Below are 19,202 nucleotides of genomic sequence, written 5' to 3' on the forward strand. Positions count from 1 at the left end.
CCACGACACGAGGGAGAACTCGCATGACGACAGGAACAACCAGACGACGCCGCGTCCTCCTCAAGCTCTCGGGCGAGGCGTTCGGCGGGGGCCAGGTCGGCGTGAACCCCGACGTGGTCGGCGGCATCGCGCGCGAGATCGCCGAGGCCGCGGCCGACGTCGAGATCGCCGTCGTGGTCGGCGGCGGCAACTTCTTCCGCGGCGCGGAGCTCAGCCAGCGGGGCATGGACCGCGGCCGTGCCGACTACATGGGCATGCTGGGCACCGTCATGAACGCGCTCGCCCTGCAGGACTTCATCGAGAAGGCCGGGGCCGCCACGCGCGTCCAGTCGGCCATCGCCATGACCCAGGTCGCGGAGCCCTACATCCCGCGCCGTGCGGAGCGGCACCTCGAGAAGGGCCGCGTCGTCATCTTCGGCGCCGGCGCCGGCCTGCCCTACTTCTCCACCGACACCGTGTCGGCCCAGCGTGCCCTCGAGATCGGCGCCGACGAGGTCCTCGTCGCGAAGAACGGCGTCGACGGCGTCTACTCCGCCGACCCGCGCACCGACCCCGACGCCGTGAAGCTCGAGACGCTGACCTACCAGGAGGCCCTCGTCCAGGGCCTCAAGGTGGTCGACTCGACCGCCTTCAGCCTCTGCATGGACAACGGCATGCCGATGCACGTCTTCGGCATGGAGGGCGCCGGCAACATCGCCCGCGCCATCCGGGGCGAGCGCATCGGAACTCTCGTCAGCAACTGACGACTAAGCTCGACGACGAACCAAGGGAGCATTGTGGCGATCACTGACGTACTGACCGAGACGCGCGAGAAGATGGAGCGGGCCCTGGAGTCCGCCAAGACCGACTTCGGTCAGGTCCGCACCGGGCGCATCAACCCGGCGCTCTTCCAGAAGATCCCCGTCGACTACTACGGCACCCCGACGCCGCTGGCCCAGCTGGCCTCGCTGCAGGTGCCCGAGGCGCGCACGATGATCGTGACGCCCTACGACAAGTCGGCCCTGAAGGAGATCGAGAAGGCCATCGCGACCTTCCCGAACCTCGGCGCCAGCCCCACCAACGACGGCACCCTCGTCCGCGTCACCATCCCCGAGCTGACGCAGGAGCGCCGCAAGGAGTTCGTGAAGATCGTCCGCGGCAAGGGCGAGGACGCCAAGGTGCAGATCCGCAACATCCGTCGCACCTCGAAGACGGAGCTCGACGCACTGAAGACCGAGGTCGGCGACGACGAGGTCGCACGGGCCGAGAAGGAGCTCGAGTCGGTCACCAAGGGCTACATCGACTCGATCGACGACGCGCTGAAGAAGAAGGAAGCCGAGCTGCTCGAGGTCTAGATGAGCGATGCTCCCGACGGCCCCCGCCCCGACGAGTCGGCGCCGAACCCCAAGACCACCCTCGGCAGCCGTCGCGCCGACTTCGACGCCCGGGCCCAGGCCGCTCGCCACGACCTCGAGAACCAGCTGCGCGCACGACGCGCGCAGCTGGGCGCTCGCAACGAGGTCCTGACCGCGAAGACGGGTCGCAACCTGCCGGCGGCGATCGGGGTCGGGGTCGGTCTCGGCGGGGCCGTCCTGGTCAGCCTCATCTTCCAGCCCGCGTTCTTCATGATCGTGGCGGGAGCGCTCATCGCGTCCCTCTGCTTCGAGCTGACCAGTGCGCTGAGGTTCGCGGGGCGCGACGTCCCGCGGCTGCCGAGCGTCCTGGCGGGCCTCGCCATCGTCCCCGCCGCCTTCTACGGCGGTGCGTCCGGGCAGTGGCTCGCGCTCCTCGCGGGCGTGGCCGTCATCTCGCTGTGGCGGCTCGTCGAGCTCGCGCGGCCCTCGCACCGCAAGCCCGCCTCCGTCGTCCTGCGCGACATCGGCGCCGGGGCGTTCGTGCAGATCTACTGCGCCTTCCTCGGCAGCTTCATGGTCCTGCTCGCGGCCCAGCCGAACGGGGCGAACTGGACCCTCTCGGCCCTCATCATCGTCATCGCGGTCGACACAGGCGCCTACGCCACGGGGCTCAACTTCGGCAAGCACCCGATGGCTCCGCGCATCAGCCCGAAGAAGACCTGGGAGGGCTTCGCGGGCTCCGTCGCGGCCAGCCTGATCGCGGCCGTGCTGACCTCGTGGCTCCTGCTCGACATGCCGTGGTACTTCGGCTTCCTGCTCGGCGGCCTCATCATCGCCACCGCCACGATCGGCGACCTCTCCGAGTCGCTCATCAAGCGCGACCTCGGCATCAAGGACATCTCGACCTGGCTGCCGGGCCACGGCGGGTTCCTCGACCGGCTCGACAGCACGCTGCCGTCGGCCGTCGTCGCCTACGCGCTCTACCTCGTCTTCGTCTGACGCCGTGCCCTCGCCCGGGCCCGGCCTTCCCGGGCCGAGCGAGGGCGATGCGGCATGATGGTGCGCGTGAGCACAACCTTCCCCCTCGCGCCCAAGGGCCAGCGGGGCTACGACGAGTCCGAGGTCGACGCCTTCCTGGCGGAGGCGCGTGCCGCGTACGCCGCAGCGCCGGGGGAGGGCGACGTGGACTCGGCGCGCATCCGCCGCACCGCCTTCGCGATGACCAAGGGCGGCTACTCGACCGCCCACGTCGACGCCGCGCTGGAGCGGCTCGAGGACGCCTTCGCGTCGCGGGAGCGCGAGCGCGCCAGGACGACGCGCGGCGACGACTCGTGGCTCGGCGACGCCCGGTCGACCGCGGAGGAGATCGTGGCGCGCCTCGACCGCCCGCAGGGGCACCGATTCGACCGGGTCAGCATCTTCACCCCGGGGTATCACAAGGGCGACGTCGACCGGCTCGTGCGCCGACTCCAGGGGTACTTCAGCGACGGGCGGGCGCTGAGCATCGACGACGTGCGCGGTGCGGTGTTCCGGCCCCAGCGGGGCGGCTACCGCGAGGCGCAGGTCGACCTCGTGCTCGACGCGGTCGTCGACGTCATGCTGGCCGTCCGCTGACGCCCTGGCCACCCGTGCCCTGACGGCCTGACGGCCTGACGGCCTGACGGCCCGACCGCCCGACGTCGACGGCGACACGCGCCGGGGGCCCTAGCCGTGCCGTGATCGATCCGTTACCCTGGACGAACTCATGGGCAGGCACTCAGCGACTCCGACCCCCGGCACGACTCCTCGAGATCACCCGGTCGTGATCTCCCGACCCCGTACGGTGCACCGCAGGCTCCCCGCCTCGGTCGTCCCGGCAGAGATGGCCCGGGCCCAGGCCGGGGCGTCGACGTCCGTGGCCGCGCGACCGGCGCCCCGGCGCCACGTGGTCCTGCCGATGATCGGCTTCTGCGCGACGGCCGCCTTCATCGGTGCGTCCCTCGTCAACCCGCTCGCCGGGGCCGAGGCCGCGACGACGACCCCGGCCGCCGCCGCGGCGTTGACCGCTCCCGGCCAGACCGTCACGGTGGCCAGCGGCGTCGTCACGACCGCCGACCGCGACTCCTACGGGGTCACCGTCCCGCCGCCGCCCCCGCCGCCCGAGCCGGAGCCCGTCGTCGAAGAGACCGCCGATGCGTCGGCCGCGTCGACCGGCACAGGGGCCGCCGCTGCGGCGAAGAAGCCCAGCACCGGCACGGCGCCCGTCGCCGGCACGCCCGACCCGGGCAGTGCGAAGGCCATCGCCGCCGACCTCGTCGCGGCCCGCGGCTGGGGCAGCGACCAGTACGACTGCCTCGTCTCGCTCTGGAACAAGGAGTCCGGTTGGAACGTGTACGCGGCCAACCGCTCCAGCGGTGCCTACGGCATCCCCCAGGCGCTGCCCGGCAGCAAGATGGCCTCGGTCGGCGCCGACTGGCAGACGAACCCCGCCACCCAGATCACCTGGGGCCTGAACTACATCCAGGGGCGCTACAGCAACCCCTGCGGTGCCTGGGGCCACTCGCAGTCGGTCAACTGGTACTGAGCCCGGGCGCGCCACCTGCCCGACGCCACGACGGCGCCTCCGCGAGAGCGGGGGCGCCGTCGTCGTACGGCCCCGACGCGGGCAGGCCGCGGTGCCGCCGGTACGCTGGTCGACATGCCCCGCAGCAACCGACCGCGCCGTCCCCGCGACCGGACCCCGGGCACGGACAGCGACTCCCACGACATCAGCCGCGCCCTCTTCGGCGGGCCCCGGGTCGAGACCCGGCACGGCCGCGACTACACGGTGCAGGCCGTCTCGTCCGCCGCCGCGGTCAAGGAGTACACCTGCCCCGGCTGCTCGCTGACCATCGCCCCCGCCACCCCGCACGTCGTCGCCTGGCGGGCCGACGGCATCTTCGGCGAGGCGAACGACCTCGCCGGCCGCCGTCACTGGCACACGCACTGCTGGAGGATCTCGTGAGCACCCCCGACCCCGCCCCCGTCGAGATCCGCGGGGGCGTCGAGCTGCCCGCGCGCCGCCGCGACGTCGAGCTCACGACCGACGACGGGCTGACCCTCGTCGGCGAGCTGGCCCTGCCGCTCGACCGTGAGCCGGTCGCCACGATCGTCGCCCTGCACCCGCTGCCCACGGCCGGGGGCTTCATGGACTCGCACGTGCTCCGCAAGGCCGCGGGGCGCCTCCCGGCCCTCGCCGACGTGGCCGTGCTCCGATTCAACTTCCGGGGCGTGTCGTCGCCTCGGGGCCGCTCCGAGGGGGAGTTCGGCGAGGGCGTCGCCGAGGCTGCGGACCTCCGCGCCGCGGTGCGCTTCGTGGCCGAGCAGGGCCTGCCCACCCCGTGGCTGGTCGGCTGGTCGTTCGGCACCGAGGTGGCGCTCATGCACGGCACCGACGTCGACGTGGCGGGCCTGCTGCTGCTGTCACCGCCCCTCCACCGCGCCACGGACGACCACCTGCGCGCCTGGAACGCGTCGGAGGTGCCGATCGTCGCGGTCGTGCCCGAGCTCGACGACTACCTCCGCCCCGAGGAGGCGCGGAGCCGGTTCGCGGTCGTGCCGGGCCTCGAGGTGGTCGCGGTCGAGGGAGGCAAGCACCTCTGGGTCGGCGAGAAGCAGACCACGCGCGTGCTCACCGAGATCGTCGCGCGCGTCGCCCCCGCGGTCGCCCTGCCGCTGCCGTCGACCTGGCCCGCGAGCTGACCGGGCGCTGCTCGGTGGCTAGAGGGCGTCCTGCCGGGGCACGACGACCTCGCGGATGATCAGCAGGACGGACGCGGCCACCGGGATGGCGATGAGCGCGCCGAGTACTCCGAGCAGCGTGCCGCCGGTGAGGGCCGCGATCACGACGATGACGCCGGGCACGTGCACGGCGCGGCGCATGATGCGCGGGCTCAGCACGTAGGCCTCCACCTGCATGTAGACGATGTACCAGATCGCCGCCGTGATCCAGGTCGAGGGCGACTGGGGGAGCAGGGCGATCTGCGCGAGCACGATGATCGCCGAGCCGCTGATCGTGCCGACCAGCGGGATGATCGAGCCGAGGAAGGCGATGAAGGCGAAGACCGCCGGCTGCTGGGCCCCGATGGCGCTGAGGAAGACGAAGCTCACGATGCCGTTGATGGCGGCGAGCGTGAACTGCCCGATGACGTAGCGCCCCACCGAGGTGCTGATCTGCTCGGCGATGTCGGCGAACTTCGGGCGCTTCGACGCGGGCACCAGCTTGTAGATGCCGCGCTTGAAGGTGTTGATCGACGACGTGAAGTAGAGCGTCAGGATGAGCACCACGACCGTCGCGAACACCCCGTTGCCGATGGCCACGCCGACGGCGAGCACGCCGCCGCCGATGGTCAGGACGTTGTCGGGGTTGGTGAGGAAGTCGACGAGGGCGTCGAGGCCGTCCTGCACGTCGATGACGTTCTGCGGCACGAGCGACTGCAGGTTGTCGACGAACTGCTGGGTCGTGACGCTCTGCAGGTACGTGACGAGGCTCGTGATCAGCGCGGTGGCCTGGCTCACGATGACGGGCACGATCGCGAACACGACGCCGACGAAGGCGCCGAGCACGGCCAGGAAGACGATGACGATCGCCAGCGACCGCGGCACGCGGCGGTTCTCGAGCCAGGAGACGATCGGGTCGAGCCCCAGGGCGATGAAGATGGCCGCCCCGACGTAGGTCAGCACCGTCGACAGCTCGCTGACCGCCCCGCCGATCACGAGCGCGACCAGGACGCCCAGGCCCGCCAGGAGTCCGAGGCGGAACGGGTTGTGGATCTTCACGGGGTGCTCCTGTCGACGACGGAGGCACCGCTCACCGCGGTGCCGCCGACTGCCTACTCTGTCGTACCGGAGTCGTCACCGCCCGACGCCGTCCCGGAGAGGGCGCGGCGCAGGCCCTCGAGGTAGCTGGCCACCTCGTCGCGCTCGTCGCGCAGGGCCTCGAGCCGCGACTCCGCGTCGGTGACGAGGCCGCGCGACCGCTCCTCGGCGTCGGCGACGAGCCGCTCGGCGCGGGCCTCGGCCTCGCTCACCGTCTCGTGGGCCGCGGCGTCGGCCTCGGAACGCACGGTGCGCGAGTGCTCCGCGCTCGTGCGCTCGAGCTCGTCGGCCTCGCGGCGCGCCTCGACGGCTCGCTGACGAGCCTCCTCGAGCTGCGCGCCGGCCTCGTCGAGGTAGCCCTGGGTCTCGGCGACCGCGGCGTGGTGACGCTGCACCAGCTCCCGGTCGGTCTCGTCGCGGCGGGTGCGGAGCTCGACGTCGGCCGCGCTGCGCCGGGCCTCGAGCTCGCGCTCCAGCTCGGCGACGGCGTCGTCGCGCTCGGCCTCGAGCCGGGCGCGCACGGTGCGGGCCTCGTGGGCGAGGCGGACGCGCTGCGACTCCTCGTCGTCGACGAGGCGGGCCTGGCTCTCGGCGACCTCGGCGTCGAGGTCGGCGCGGGCGTTGGCGACCTCGACCTCGACCTGGGCGCGCAGCTCGGCCTCCTCCCGCTCGAGGCGCTCGCGCTGCTGCTCGACGTCGCGGGCCAGGCGGTCGCGCGTCTCGGTGGTGGTCCGCTCGATCTCCTCCCGGGCGGTGGCCGTGGCCAGGTCGACCTCCGCGGTGCGGGCCGCGAGCTCCACGGCGAGGGCCTCGCGCGCCTCCGCGACCTCGCGCTCGAGGCGCGCCCGGTCGGCGGCGACGTCGGCGAGGGCCTGCGCCCTGGCCGTCGCCAGCTCGTGGGCGAGGTCGGCCCGCGCCGCCTCGACCTCGCGCTCGAGCTCCGCGCGCCCGGTCGTCAGCTCGAGCTCGAGCTCGGCGCGGACGCGCGCGGAGTCGGCGGCCAGCGCCGCGCGGGTCTCCGCCACGTCGCGGGCCAGGTCGGCGCGCGTGTTCTCGACGTCGTCGTCGAGCTCGGCACGGGCCGCGTCGATCTCGCGGGCGAGGTCGTCGCGTCGGGTCGTGACCTCGAGCTCGAGGTCGGCACGGGTGGTCTCGTCGAGCCGGGCGAGCTCGGCCCGGACGGCGGCGCCCTCCCGGTCGAGGTCCGCGCGCTGGCGCTCGCTGTCGGCGACGAACTGCTCGCGGGCCTGCGCGGTGGTCCGGGCGAGCTCGGCGGCGCCGTCGCGGGCCGCGGCGACCTCCTGCTCGACGAGGGCGCGGAGCTCGGCGGCCTCGCGCTCGGCGGCGGAGAGCACGGCGGCGGCCTCGTGGCGCGCGGTCGAGACGTTCTCGGCGGCCTCGGTCGCCGCGGCGCCGCGCATGGCCGAGGAGTCGCGCTGGGCCTCCTGCAGGAGGGACCGGGCCTCGCCGCGGGCGCGCGAGACCAGGCGGTCGCCCTCGGCGGTCGACTCGGCGACCTGCGCGGCGGCGCGGCCCCGGGCGTCGTCGAGGAGGGCGGTGCTGCGCTCCCGGGCGTCGTCGAGCACCTGACGCGCCTCGTCGGACGACGAGCGGCGCAGCTGCTCCGCGTCGATGTCGGCCTGGCCGACGAGGGCCGTGGCCTGCTCCTCGGCGAGGCGGAGCGTGCGCTCGAGCTTGCTGCCGAGGCCCGAGTAGGTGGGCGTGCCCGCCTCCTCCAGCTCGCGCTGCACCTCGTCGAGCCGCCCCTGGAGCTCCTTGACGCGGCTCGCGGTGTCGGCGCGGTCGGCGTTCGCCTTGATCAGCTCGCGGCGGAGCTCGCCGAGCGCCTTGTCGACGTCGTCCTTGCGGTACCCCCGGAGCTCGGTGCCGAACTCGGCGTCGTCAGCGGCCACTGTGTCTCCTCGCGTCGGTGCCGAGCACGACCCGTCGCGTCTCGGCGGGACGATTTTAGGGCACGACGCCTGCACGGAGCCGCGTCGGCGCGGCGCCCCGGTGGGGGCGGGGGAGTCGCGGCGCGGGCCCCCGGGACGGCTGCCGGGCCCCGGGCGTGCGGCTCACAGGCTGGTCGGATACGCTGAGCCGTCTTAAATTCTGCTGCCGCGCCCGGCCTCCTCGGCCAGGCCCGCACGAGGCCGCGTCGTACTGGCGCGTGCTCGGACCCGACCGGGATGGTGGCACGGAGGGAGAGGTAACGTGCGCTTCATCATCGCAGTCGTGGTCGTCGTGCTCGCGGCGGTCATGGTCGGCCTGGGCTTCGCCCAGAGGACGGTCTTCGCGCCGCCGGAGAGCGTGTCGTCGACGGTCTCGACCGAGTCCTCCGACGCCGTCGTGACGGTGGTGCCCGCCGAGGCGCTGCACGGCCACGACGGTCGCCAGACGATCTCGGTGGCGGGCGGCGGCACGGTCTTCGCCGCCTACGGCCGCACCTCCGACGTGCTCGGCTGGGTCGGCGACACGACCTACAACAGCGTCGCGTGGGACGACGCGACCGGCGAGCTGGAGACCCAGGTCGTGCAGGGGTCGGAGGCCACGGCGCCCGCCCCCGCCGACAGCGACCTCTGGTACGAGCAGTACGAGGGCACCTCGCTCACCTTCTCGCTCGACGCCCCCGACGACATCTCGCTCGTGATCCTCTCCGACGGCACCGACCCCGCCCCGTCGCAGCTGCGCGTCACGTGGCCGCTGTCGGCCTCGACGCCGACGGCCGGGCCCCTGATCGTCGGCGGGCTGGTCGTGCTCGTGATCGGCGTGCTCCTCTACGTGTGGGCGATCGCCCACCACCGCCGCACCCGCGGCCCGCGCCGCACGTCGAGCGACGGCAAGCGCCCGAAGCTGCCCCGCCCGCCGCGCCGCTCGGCGATCCGCGCCGGCGCGACGCCCGCGATCGGCGCCTCGAAGCGCGGCGCCCGGAGGCGGCTGGTCGCGGTCGTGCCGGTCGTGCTCGTGTCGTCGCTGGCCCTGGGCGGCTGCACGGCCGACTACTGGCCGAGCGCCGTGGGCGGCGCCGGCGACGGCAGCACTCCGACCCCGACGGCCACCGCGACGCCGGGCGCGGAGGGCGACGACGAGGGCACCGAGCTCCAGCCTCCCGTCGTCACCGAGGCCCAGGCCGAGCGCATCGTCGCTCGCGTGGCCGCGACGGCCTCCGCCGCCGACGCCGCGCTCGACGCGACCTCGGCGGCTGAGCGCTTCGTCGGCCCCGCCCTCGAGCAGCGCGAGGCCAACTACCAGATCCGCGCGAAGGACGCCGCGGCCGCCGGGCCGATCGGCGTCCCCTCGGGCGAGCTGACGCTCACCCTGCCGCAGCAGGCCGACACCTGGCCGCGCACGCTCTTCACCGTCGTGCAGGACGCCGACGCGTCCAAGGCGCCGATCGCCCTCACCCTGGTGCAGGAGACCGCGCGGGACCCGTACAAGGTCGAGTACCTGCAGGCGCTGGAGGCGCAGGCGACGCTCCCGACGGTGGCCCCGGCCTCGCTCGGCGCGGCCCGTCTCGCGCCCGACGTCAAGCTGCTGACGCTGCGGCCCGACCAGCTCGCCGAGGCCTACGGCGACATCCTCCGGAACGGCGACGAGAGCCAGTACGCGCCGCAGTTCCAGGCCGAGGGCGACACGCTCCGCGACAAGATCGGCAAGGCCTACAAGGACGCCAAGCGGGCGAGCCTGCCCACGACGGCGTCGATCGACTACACCTCGACGCCCGACGCCGAGACCCCGGTGGCGTTCGCCTCGAACGACGCCGGCGCGATCGTGTCGGTCGGCCTCGACGAGGTCGAGACCGTCAAGCCGACCGCCGCCGGCGCCGAGGTCAACCCCGCGGGCGTCGTCAAGACGCTCGTCGGCCTCGACAAGTCGACGAAGGGCATCGAAGCGACGTACGGCGTCCAGCTGCTCTTCTCCGTCCCTCCCGTGGGCAGCGACGACAAGATCGTCCTGCTCGGTTTCAGCCAGGCCCTCACGGCCGCGAAGGAGTTGCCATGACCACCCTGCCCCCCGTGCCCTCCGGGCTCCGCGGAGCCGTCGACCTCTCGTCGCTCGTCAACCGGCCGCCGGCTCCGGCGCCCGGGGCGGCCGCCGCCGGGTCGCCCGGCGCCCCGACGCCGCCCGACGGGGGAGCGCCCGCCGCCTCCGTCGCGGTGCCGGCGCTCGTGCTCGACGCGACGGACGAGACGTTCACGCAGTTCCTCGAGCTGAGCAACACCGTCCCGGTGATCGTCGACCTCTGGGCCGAGTGGTGCGGCCCGTGCAAGCAGCTCTCGCCGGTGCTCGACAAGCTCGTCGCCGAGTACGGCGGCCGCTTCGTGCTCGCCAAGGTCGACGTCGACGCGAACCCGCAGCTGACGCAGGCCTTCCAGGCGCAGTCCATCCCGGCCGTCGCGGCCGTGATCGGCGGGCGCCCGGTGCAGCTCTTCGTCGGCGCCCTCCCCGAGGCGCAGGTGCGCGACGTGTTCGAGCAGGTGCTCGAGCTCGCCGCGCAGAACGGGGTCACCGGCACCGCGGTCGTCGACGGCGCCCCGGCGGGGGAGGGCGAGACGCCCGAGCCCGAGCCCGAGCCGCTGCCCCCGCACCACCAGGACGCGTACGACGCCATCGACCGCGGCGACTACGACGCCGCCATCGCGGCGTACACGACGGCCATCGCGCAGGACCCTCGCGACCAGCTGGCCGTCGCGGGGCTCGCCCAGGTCTCGCTGATCTCGCGACTGCAGGGCGCCTCCCTCGCCGACGTCCGCGCCGAGGCCGCGGCGGCTCCGACCGACGTCGACGCGCAGCTGGCGGTGGCCGACCTCGACGTGAGCGGAGGCCACGTCGACGACGCGTTCGACCGGGTGCTGACGGTCTTCCCCTCCCTCGACCAGGAGGGGAAGGACGCGGCCCGCAAGCGCCTCCTCGAGTACTTCGAGATCGTCGGCCTCGACGACCCGCGCGTCGCGGCCGCCCGTCGACGCCTCACGATGCTGCTCTACTGAGCCGCCCCGCACCGCGCCGAGAACGACGGAGCCCCCCTCGACCAGGTCGAGGGGGGCTCCGTCGTGTGCGGCGTTCACTCAGCGGCGCAGCTTCAGCCAGACCACGCCGAGCGGCGGCAGGACGACGTCCGCCGAGGCCGGGCGGCCCGCCCAGGGGGCGTCCGTCGCCGTGACGGCCCCGAAGTTGCCGACGCCCGAGCCGCCGTAGACCGTCGCGTCGGTGTTGAGGATCTCGTCCCAGGTGCCGGCCTCCGGCAGGCCCAGGCGCATGGTCTGCGGCACGCCCGAGAAGTTCGCGAGCACCGCGACCGACTCGCCCTGCCCCGACTTGCGGAGGAAGGCCACGACGCTCTGCTGCGCCGCGCCGCCGTCGATCCACTCGAAGCCCTCGACGTCGAAGTCGTGGGCCCAGAGGGCGCTCTCGCGGCGGTAGACGGCGTTCAGCTCGCTGACCAGGTCGAACACCTGCTGGTGCTCGGGGCGCTCGAGCACCGACCAGTCGAGGCCGTTCTCCTGGCTCCACTCGGTGGGCTGCCCGTACTCGGAGCCCATGAAGAGCAGCTGCTTGCCGGGGTGGCCCCACATGTAGGCGAGGTAGGCGCGGAGGTTCGCGCGCTTCTGCCACTCGTCGCCGGGCATCTTCTCGAAGAGCGAGCCCTTGCCGTAGACGACCTCGTCGTGCGAGATCGGCAGCATGAAGTTCTCGCTCCACGCGTAGTGGAACGAGAAGGTGATCTCGCCGTGGTGGTACGAACGGTAGGCCGGGTCCTTCTCGACGTAGTCGAGCGTGTCGTGCATCCAGCCCATGTTCCACTTCAGGCCGAAGCCGAGGCCGCCCTCGCTCGTCGGGCGCGAGACGCCGGGCCAGCTGGTCGACTCCTCCGCGATCATGACGATGCCGGGGTGGCGCTTGTAGGCCGTCGCGTTCGCCTCCTGGAGGAAGGAGATGGCCTCGGTGGCCTCGCGGCCGCCGTGCTCGTTCGGCAGCCACTCGCCGTCGTTGCGGCTGTAGTCGAGGTAGAGCATCGAGGCGACCGCGTCGACGCGGAGGCCGTCGATGTGGAACTCCTCGAGCCAGTAGAGGGCGTTCGCGACGAGGAAGTTGCGCACCTTCGAGTCGCCGAAGTTGAAGACCAGCGTGCCCCAGTCGGGCTGCTCGCCGCGCCGCGGGTCGGAGTGCTCGTAGACGCTGCGGCCGTCGAAGTTGCCGAGCGCCCACTCGTCCTTCGGGAAGTGCCCGGGCACCCAGTCCATGATCACGCCGACGCCCGCCTGGTGCAGGCGGTCGATCAGGTAGCGCAGGTCGTCGGGGGAGCCGTAGGTGCTCTGCGGGGCGTAGTAGCCGGTGACCTGGTAGCCCCACGAGCCGCCGAACGGGTGCTGCGCGAGCGGCATGAACTCGACGTGCGTGAAGCCGAGCGCGGTGACGTAGTCGACCAGCGGGTCGGCCAGCTCGCGGTAGCTCAGGCCGGGGCGCCACGAGCCGACGTGCAGCTCGTAGACGCTCATCGGGCCCTGGTGCTGGTCGGTCGCGGCGCGCTGCGTCATCCAGTCGTCGTCCGACCAGGCGTGCGCGGCCTTCGTGATGACGGAGGCGGTGGCCGGCGGCACCTCGGAGCGGCGGGCCATCGGGTCGGCACGGTCCACCCAGGCGCCGTCGGGCGTGAGGATCTCGTACTTGTACGCACCGTCGACGACGCCGGGCACGAAGAGCTCCCAGATGCCGTTGCCGTCGAGCTTGCGCATCGCGTGGCGGGCGGCGTCCCAGCCGTTCAGGTCGCCCTTCACGCGGACGGCGTTCGCGTGGGGCGCCCAGACCGCGAAGGAGGTGCCGCGCACGCCCTCGTGCTCGCGCACGTGGCTGCCCAGCATCTTCCAGAGCTGCTCGTGGCGGCCCTCGCCGAAGAGGTAGAGGTCGAACTCGGTGACCGTGGGGGAGAAGCGGTAGGGGTCGTCGGCGACCCAGGGAGAGCCGCCGTCGTAGGTGGCGGTGACCTCGTAGCCGCCGAGCGGCGCGTGGGCGGCGCCCTGCCAGAGGCCGTGCACGAGGTGCTCGAGGGCGACGACCTCGCCGGAGGCGCCGGTGACGGTGACCGTCTCGGCGAGGGGCCGCACGACGCGGACGACGGTGACCCCGTCGCGCACGTGCTCGCCGAGGATCGCGTGCGGGTGGCCGTGGCGGCCCTCGACGGCGGCGAGGACCTCGTTCTCGTCGAGGACGGGGAGGGCGACGACCGGGGCCGGGGCCGACTCGTCGACGCGGACGTCGGGCGGGGTCGGGTCCTCGGGGGCGGCGGTGGCGGGCTCGGGCTCGGGCTCGACGACGACCGGCTCGGGCTCGGCGACGAGCTCGGGCTCGGGCACGACGACGGGGTCGCGCTCCGGCTCGGGCTCGACCGCGGCCGGCTCGGGCGTGGCGACGGGCTCGGCGGGCTGCGCCGCGACGGGCTCGACCGCGGCGGGCTCGGCCGCCGGGGCCGTCCCCGGCGCGATGATCTCGTCGAACGACGGGCGGGCCGTCTCGGGCTCGGGGGCGGCGGGCTGCGCGGCGGCGCCGCGCCCGGGCTCCTCGGGCTGGGGCTTCGGGTGGCGGAAGATGCTCATCGGGGTGCTCCTCAGGGGGCGCGGTTCAGGTCGACCGACAGCACGTGCACGGGCTCCGTGAAGGCGTCGAGTCGGACGTAGTTGTCGTCGGACCAGGTCCACTGCTGGCCGGTGATCAGGTCGCGCACCGTGTACGTGCCGCCCGGGCGCAGCCCGAACTTCGTCACGTCGAGGTGCACGGTCGTCTCGCGGGCCGAGTGGGGGTCGACGTTGGCGACGACGATGATCGCGTCGGCGCGGCCGCTGCGGGTGTGGGCGCGGCTGAGGTACTTCGAGTACACGAGGATCGCGTCGTCGTCGCTCGAGTGGACGTCGAGGTTGCGGAGCTGACGCAGGGCCGGGTGCGACGACCTGATGCGGTTCAGCTGCGTGAGGTACGGAGCGAGGCTGGCCCCCGCCTCCTCGGCAGCCTGCCAGTCACGCGGCTTGTACTCGTACTTCTCGTTGTCGATGTTCTCCTCGCTGCCCGGGCGGGCGACGTCCTCGAACAGCTCGTAGCCCGAGTAGACGCCCCAGGTCGGCGAGGCCGTCGCGGCGATCGCGGCGCGCACCTTGTAGGCCGCGCGGCCGCCGTACTGGAGGTACGGCGTGAGGATGTCGTGGGTGTTGACGAAGAGGTTCGGGCGCAGCCAGCCGCTCGTCTCCTTCGACAGCTCGGTGAGGTACTCCTCGAGCTCCCACTTCTCGTTGCGCCAGGTGAAGTACGTGTACGACTGGTGGAAGCCGACCTGGGCGAGGGCCTGCATCATGGCGGGCTTGGTGAACGCCTCCGACAGGAAGACGACCTCGGGGTTCGTCTCGCGGATCTCGTGCAGCAGCCACTCCCAGAAGCGCACCGGCTTCGTGTGGGGGTTGTCGACGCGGAAGATCGTGACGCCGAGCTCGATCCACCAGCGAACGATGTGGAGGATCTCGCGGCTGATGCCCTCGTAGTCGTCGTCGAAGTTCAGGGGGTAGATGTCCTGGTACTTCTTCGGCGGGTTCTCGGCGTAGGCGATCGTGCCGTCGGGCAGCTGCGTGAACCACTCCGGGTGCTCGGTGACCCAGGGGTGGTCGGGCGAGCACTGCAGCGCCAGGTCGAGCGCGAGCTCGAGGCCGGTGTTGCGGGCGGTCTCGACGAACCAGCGGAAGTCGGCGACGGTGCCGAGGTCGGGGTGGATCGCGTCGTGCCCGCCGTCGGCCGAGCCGATGGCGTAGGGCGACCCGGGGTCGTTCGGCCCCGCGGTCAGGGTGTTGTTCGGGCCCTTGCGGAAGGTCGTGCCGATGGGGTGCACGGGTGGGATGTAGACGACGTCGAAGCCCATCCGCGAGATCGCGGGGAGGCGGCGGGCGGCGGTGCGGAAGGTGCCGCTCTTCCAGGTGCCGTCGGCCTGCTTCTTCGCGCCCTCGCTGCGGGGGAAGAACTCGTACCAGCTGCCCAGGCCGGCGCGGCTGCGCTCGACGCGGAGGGCCTCGGGCTCGCTGCGGGTGCGCAGGCTGCCGAGCGGGCGGGCCGCGAAGACGGCGGCGAGCCGGGGGTCGGTGGCCACGCGGAGGCGCGCGCCGGGGGTGAGCGACGTGTTGCCGAGCGCCTTGGCCGCGTCGGCCACGAGCGGGGTGTCGGGGTAGTCGCCCGCGGCGGCGGCCAGCAGGCGGCTGCCGAGGGTGAAGGTCACCTCGACGTCCAGCTCGGCCGGCACCTTGATCTCGGCGGTGTGCAGCCAGGTGGCCCAGTCGTCGGTGTAGCCCTCGACCTGCCAGGTCCAGTCGCCCTCGACCTCGAGCTGCACCTCCGTCGTCCAGCGGTCGGTGCCGGGGAGGCCCGCGACCATCGGGTGCCGGGTCTCGACGCCCTCCGGGTCGGTGAGCACGAGGTCGGCGCCGACGACGTCGTGCCCCTCGCGGAAGACGGTCGCGCCGAAGGGCACGACCTCGCCGCTGAAGGCCTTGGTCGGGAAGACCCGGTCGGGGGTGGTCGGGGAGAGCGCCGTGACGGGGATCCGCCCGACTCTGGGTTCGTATGCAGCCACGGAGGCGACGCTACCCGGTATCGGAGGCAGCCGCTCCGGTGCGTCGCGCCGCGTGCGCGCCCCGGACGACGAGGAGGCGCGGCGGGCGCCCCCGGGCGGGTGCGGGCACCGAGGTTGACCGGTCCGTCCCCCGAACTGGGTCCATGCGCGTGCATCGGAAATGCTTGTCCGCACTTAGGGGGACCAGTAGTGTCGGATCCGTCGAGAAGGCCAGCCCGCCTCGGAGCCTGAACCCTCCTGAGAGCCCGGCGCCCTCGACGCCTCGCACCACGAGGTGAACCGAACACGCGTCGTCCACCCGGCCCCCGGTCAGCCATGCCCGGGGCGGGCGGCGCCGTGCCGACGCGCGACGGAGCGTGCCCGGACCTAGCCCGAGCTGGTCCGGTCCGCACCGTCGACCGCCGGAGGGGAGCCCGATCCCTTCCGGCGGGACGCGTGCGGCGGGCGCAGCGTGCTGCTCCCCAGGGTGCGGCGCCTCAGTCGGCCGGCGTCAGCACGAGGGCCACCACGACGCCCACGACGGCCACGTTGAGCACGACGGTGAGCACGAACGAGCGGCGGAACGACGCCTTGCGCGTCTTGTGCCGCAGCGTCCGCTGCGCGACGAGCGCCCCGGGCCAGCCGCCGATTAGGCCGAGGGCCAGCAGCGTCCGCTCCGGCACCCGCCGGGTGCGGCGGCGGGCCGCCCGCTTGTCGAGCGCGTAGACGACGACGGTCACCGCGTTCAGCACGAGCAGCGCCGCCCCGAGGGCGAGCAGCGCGGCGGTGCCGAGCGACGCGTCGGCGACCAGCGGGGCCACGCTCAGTCCCGCGCGACGGGCAGCAGCTGGGCGCCCGTGGCGCGCACGAGGTCGGCGGGGGCGATCTCGATGTCGAACCCGCGCCTCCCCCCGCTGACGAAGACGGTCTCGAAGGAGGCGGCGCTCGCGTCGACGACGGTCGCCAGCGCCGTGCGCTGGCCCACCGGGCTTATGCCGCCCACCACGTAGCCCGTGCGCCGCTCGGCGACGGCGGGGTCGGCGAGCGAGGCCTTCCGGGCGCCGACGGCGGCCGCGAGGGCCTTGAGGTCGAGGCGCCGGGAGACGGGCACGACGGCGACGACGAGGGTGCCCTGCGCGTCGGCGACGAGCGTCTTGAACACGCGCTCCTCCGAGAGGCCGAGCTCGGCGGCGGCCTCCTCGCCGAAGTTCGTCGCCGTGTCGTGGTGCTCGTAGGTGTGCGCCGTGAACGGGACCCCCGCGGCCAGGAGCGCGACGGTGGCGGGCGTGCCCGGCCCGCCCGCGCCTCCCGCGGGCTTCCGGGTCACGCGCTCTCCTCCGCCGTCGCGGGGCGGGCGCGGTAGATGATCACGGTCGGGCCGGAGACGAGCACCTCGTCGCCGGGCGCGACCGGGTGGAGGTCGGCGGAGTCGTCGCTCGTCCAGAGCGGCTCGTAGCCCTCGACGCCCTCGTGCCGGGCCACCGTCACGGCGGTGCTCGTCTCGGCGCCGTGCACGAGCACCAGCACCGCGTTCGGCGCCTCGTGCTCGGGCGTGGAGCGCGCGAAGTACTGCAGCGTGCGGACGTGCGGGTCGTTCCACTCGTCGGGGTGCATCTCGGCGCCCGAGCCCGAGAACCAGTCGATCTCGTTGGCGCTGAGGGTGCACGCGCCCTCGAGGCCGAAGCGGGTCGGCCGCAGCGCCGGGTTCTCGGCGCGGACGCGGGTCAGGGCCACCACGTCGTCGGTGATGCCCTGCTGCCAGGGCTGCGTCGCCCAGTCGACCCAGGTCAGCTCGCTGTCGGTGCAGTAGCCGTTGTTGTTGCCGCGCTGCGACCGGCCGCGCTCGTCGCCGGCGGTGAGCATCGGCACGCCCGACGAGACGAAGAGGGTCGCGAGCAGGTTGCGCATCGAGCGGCGCCTGGCGTCGCTGATCCACGGGTTGTCGCTGTGGCCCTCGACGCCGTGGTTGAACGAGCGGTTGTCGTCGGTGCCGTCGCGGTTCTGCTCGCCGTTGCTGAGGTTGTGCTTGGCGTCGTACGAGACGAGGTCGAGCAGCGTGAAGCCGTCGTGCGCGGTGACGAAGTTGAGCCCGGCCAGCGGGCCGCGGTCGTGCGCGAAGACGTTGCTCGACCCGCTCAATTTCGAGGCGAAGCTGCCGAGGCCGGTGGGAGGGGTGCCCTGGGCACGGGCGGCGGCGACGTCGGTCAGCCAGAAGTCGCGGGCGCGGTTGCGGAAGCGGTCGTTCCACTCGATCCAGCCCGCGGGGAAGGCTCCCGTCTGCCAGCCGCCGAGGCCGACGTCCCAGGGCTCGGCGACCATCTTGACGCCGGCGAGGGCCGGGTCGGTGACGATCTCGTGCAGCAGGGGGTGCTCGGGGTCGAAGGCGTGGTCGGCGCCGCGCCCGAGGGTGGCGGCGAGGTCGAAGCGGAACCCGTCGATCTGCATCTCGGTGGCCCAGTAGCGCAGGCTGTCCATCACGAGCCGGTGCGCGGCGGGGTGGCTGGTGTCGAGCGAGTTGCCGCAGCCGGTCACGTCGACCGGGCGGCCCTCGGCGTCGTGCCGGTAGTAGGCGGAGCCGTCGAGCCCGCGGAGGCTCGTCACCGGGCCGCCCTCCTCGCCCTCCTCGGCCGTGTGGTTGTAGACGACGTCGAGCCAGACCTCGATGCCCGCCTCGTGCAGCAGGCGGACCATGCCCTTGAACTCGCGGACCACGGCGGAGGCGCCCGCCAGCTGGGCGTCGCGGCTCGCGTACGCCGCGTGGGGCGCGAAGAACGAGAGCGTGTTGTAGCCCCAGTAGTTCTCGATGCCCTGCGCGACGAGGCGCTGCTCGTCGACGTGCTGGTGCACGGGCAGCAGCTGCACCGCGGTCACGCCGAGCTGCTTCAGGTGCGCGATGGTCGTGTCGGCCGCGAGGCCGGCGTAGGTGCCGCGCAGCTCGTCGGGCACGAAGGGGGCGAGCCGCGTGAGGCCCCGCACGTGCGCCTCGTAGACGACGACGCGGTCGAGCGGGGTGCGCGGCTTCTCGACGCCGCCCCAGTCGAACGACTCGTCGACGACGGTGGCCCGCCACTCGCCGCGGCCGGTGCGGCCGAGGCCGCGCGCCCACGGGTCGAGCAGGGGGAGCTCGGGGTCGAAGACCGCGCCGCCCCGGGTCTCGCCGTCGGCGCGGACCCAGTAGCGGCGGCCGGGGGTGAGGGCGTGGTCGGTGGCGCTCCAGACGTCGTGCTCGTCGCGGGTCATCGGCACGACGCGGTCGTGGGGCGCGTCGTCGACGACGAGCTCCAGTCGCGTCGCCGCGGCGGACCACACACGGAGGGTCGGGCCCTCGGGGCCCACGCGCACACCGAGGTCGGAGAGGGGATCGGCGTCAGGCACGGGACTTACAGTAGATCAGCGGCGGAGCGCCCCCCGAGAGGCGGGAGCGCCGATCCGGGCGTCGCCCGACCGGC

General features: G+C 73.4%; 16 protein-coding genes. 9 read left to right on the forward strand and 7 right to left on the reverse strand.

Annotated features, from left to right (window positions below):
* The first annotated feature begins 23 nt into the window (after window positions 1–23).
* From pyrH to F1C15_RS14790, 7 genes are all read left to right on the forward strand, one after another.
* Complete coding sequence (pyrH, locus tag F1C15_RS14760; protein ID WP_185232067.1) at window positions 24–743, forward strand: UMP kinase; 720 nt, start codon at window positions 24–26, stop codon at window positions 741–743.
* A gap of 72 nt (window positions 744–815) precedes the next feature.
* Window positions 816–1,334: a ribosome recycling factor gene (gene frr / locus F1C15_RS14765; protein WP_056055773.1), complete on the forward strand. Its 519-nt coding sequence runs from the start codon at window positions 816–818 to the stop codon at window positions 1,332–1,334.
* Window positions 1,335–2,333, forward strand: a complete 999-nt coding sequence (locus F1C15_RS14770; protein ID WP_185232069.1) for a phosphatidate cytidylyltransferase — start codon at window positions 1,335–1,337, stop codon at window positions 2,331–2,333.
* A 57-nt stretch (window positions 2,334–2,390) separates the two neighbouring features.
* Complete coding sequence (locus F1C15_RS14775) at window positions 2,391–2,948, forward strand: DivIVA domain-containing protein (protein ID WP_185234413.1); 558 nt, start codon at window positions 2,391–2,393, stop codon at window positions 2,946–2,948.
* A gap of 187 nt (window positions 2,949–3,135) precedes the next feature.
* Window positions 3,136–3,897 (forward strand): lytic transglycosylase domain-containing protein, encoded by a 762-nt coding sequence (locus F1C15_RS16265; protein ID WP_255465330.1) that lies wholly within the window; start codon window positions 3,136–3,138, stop codon window positions 3,895–3,897.
* Between the two features lie 114 nt (window positions 3,898–4,011).
* On the forward strand, window positions 4,012–4,317 hold the full coding sequence (locus tag F1C15_RS14785; protein ID WP_056053630.1) for a hypothetical protein: 306 nt from the start codon (window positions 4,012–4,014) through the stop codon (window positions 4,315–4,317).
* Window positions 4,314–5,054 carry an alpha/beta hydrolase gene (locus F1C15_RS14790; RefSeq protein WP_255465331.1) on the forward strand — a complete coding sequence of 247 codons (741 nt, stop codon included), beginning with the start codon at window positions 4,314–4,316 and terminating at the stop codon, window positions 5,052–5,054. The genes F1C15_RS14785 and F1C15_RS14790 overlap by 4 nt, the downstream gene beginning before the upstream one ends.
* Window positions 5,055–5,072: 18 nt before the next feature.
* On the opposite strand, the gene F1C15_RS14795 is transcribed toward F1C15_RS14790, so the two are convergent.
* Window positions 5,073–6,131, reverse strand: a complete 1,059-nt coding sequence (locus tag F1C15_RS14795) for an AI-2E family transporter (RefSeq protein ID WP_056055779.1) — start codon at window positions 6,129–6,131, stop codon at window positions 5,073–5,075.
* 53 nt (window positions 6,132–6,184) lie between these two features.
* The gene (locus tag F1C15_RS14800) at window positions 6,185–8,083 is read right to left on the reverse strand and encodes a hypothetical protein (RefSeq protein ID WP_185232071.1); all 1,899 of its coding nucleotides are present in this window, start codon (window positions 8,081–8,083) and stop codon (window positions 6,185–6,187) included.
* Window positions 8,084–8,384: 301 nt separating this feature from the next.
* On the opposite strand from F1C15_RS14800, the gene F1C15_RS14805 reads away from it, so the two are divergent.
* Window positions 8,385–10,172 carry a hypothetical protein gene (locus tag F1C15_RS14805; RefSeq protein ID WP_185232073.1) on the forward strand — a complete coding sequence of 596 codons (1,788 nt, stop codon included), beginning with the start codon at window positions 8,385–8,387 and terminating at the stop codon, window positions 10,170–10,172.
* On the forward strand, window positions 10,169–11,161 hold the full coding sequence (locus F1C15_RS14810; protein ID WP_185232075.1) for a tetratricopeptide repeat protein: 993 nt from the start codon (window positions 10,169–10,171) through the stop codon (window positions 11,159–11,161). Before F1C15_RS14805 ends, F1C15_RS14810 begins: the two co-directional genes overlap by 4 nt.
* A gap of 78 nt (window positions 11,162–11,239) precedes the next feature.
* On the opposite strand, the gene glgB is transcribed toward F1C15_RS14810, so the two are convergent.
* The 5 genes from glgB to glgX all read right to left on the reverse strand — a co-directional run bounded on the left by glgB (window position 11,240) and on the right by glgX (window position 19,128).
* Complete coding sequence (gene glgB, locus F1C15_RS14815; protein ID WP_185232077.1) at window positions 11,240–13,765, reverse strand: 1,4-alpha-glucan branching protein GlgB; 2,526 nt, start codon at window positions 13,763–13,765, stop codon at window positions 11,240–11,242.
* A gap of 11 nt (window positions 13,766–13,776) precedes the next feature.
* Window positions 13,777–15,774, reverse strand: coding sequence for an alpha-1,4-glucan--maltose-1-phosphate maltosyltransferase (locus F1C15_RS14820; RefSeq protein WP_370543601.1), 1,998 nt, complete (start codon window positions 15,772–15,774; stop codon window positions 13,777–13,779).
* A 476-nt stretch (window positions 15,775–16,250) separates the two neighbouring features.
* A complete protein-coding gene (locus tag F1C15_RS14825; RefSeq protein WP_255465333.1) occupies window positions 16,251–16,574 on the reverse strand; it encodes a DUF1294 domain-containing protein in 324 nt (107 codons plus the stop codon).
* A 2-nt stretch (window positions 16,575–16,576) separates the two neighbouring features.
* Window positions 16,577–17,080: a Cys-tRNA(Pro) deacylase gene (gene ybaK / locus F1C15_RS14830; protein WP_056053644.1), complete on the reverse strand. Its 504-nt coding sequence runs from the start codon at window positions 17,078–17,080 to the stop codon at window positions 16,577–16,579.
* Window positions 17,077–19,128 carry a glycogen debranching protein GlgX gene (gene glgX / locus F1C15_RS14835; protein WP_185232079.1) on the reverse strand — a complete coding sequence of 684 codons (2,052 nt, stop codon included), beginning with the start codon at window positions 19,126–19,128 and terminating at the stop codon, window positions 17,077–17,079. The genes ybaK and glgX overlap by 4 nt, the downstream gene beginning before the upstream one ends.
* Window positions 19,129–19,202 lie beyond the last annotated feature (74 nt).

Source organism: Frigoribacterium sp. NBH87 (assembly GCF_014217665.1).
Lineage (GTDB): Bacteria > Actinomycetota > Actinomycetes > Actinomycetales > Microbacteriaceae > Frigoribacterium > Frigoribacterium endophyticum.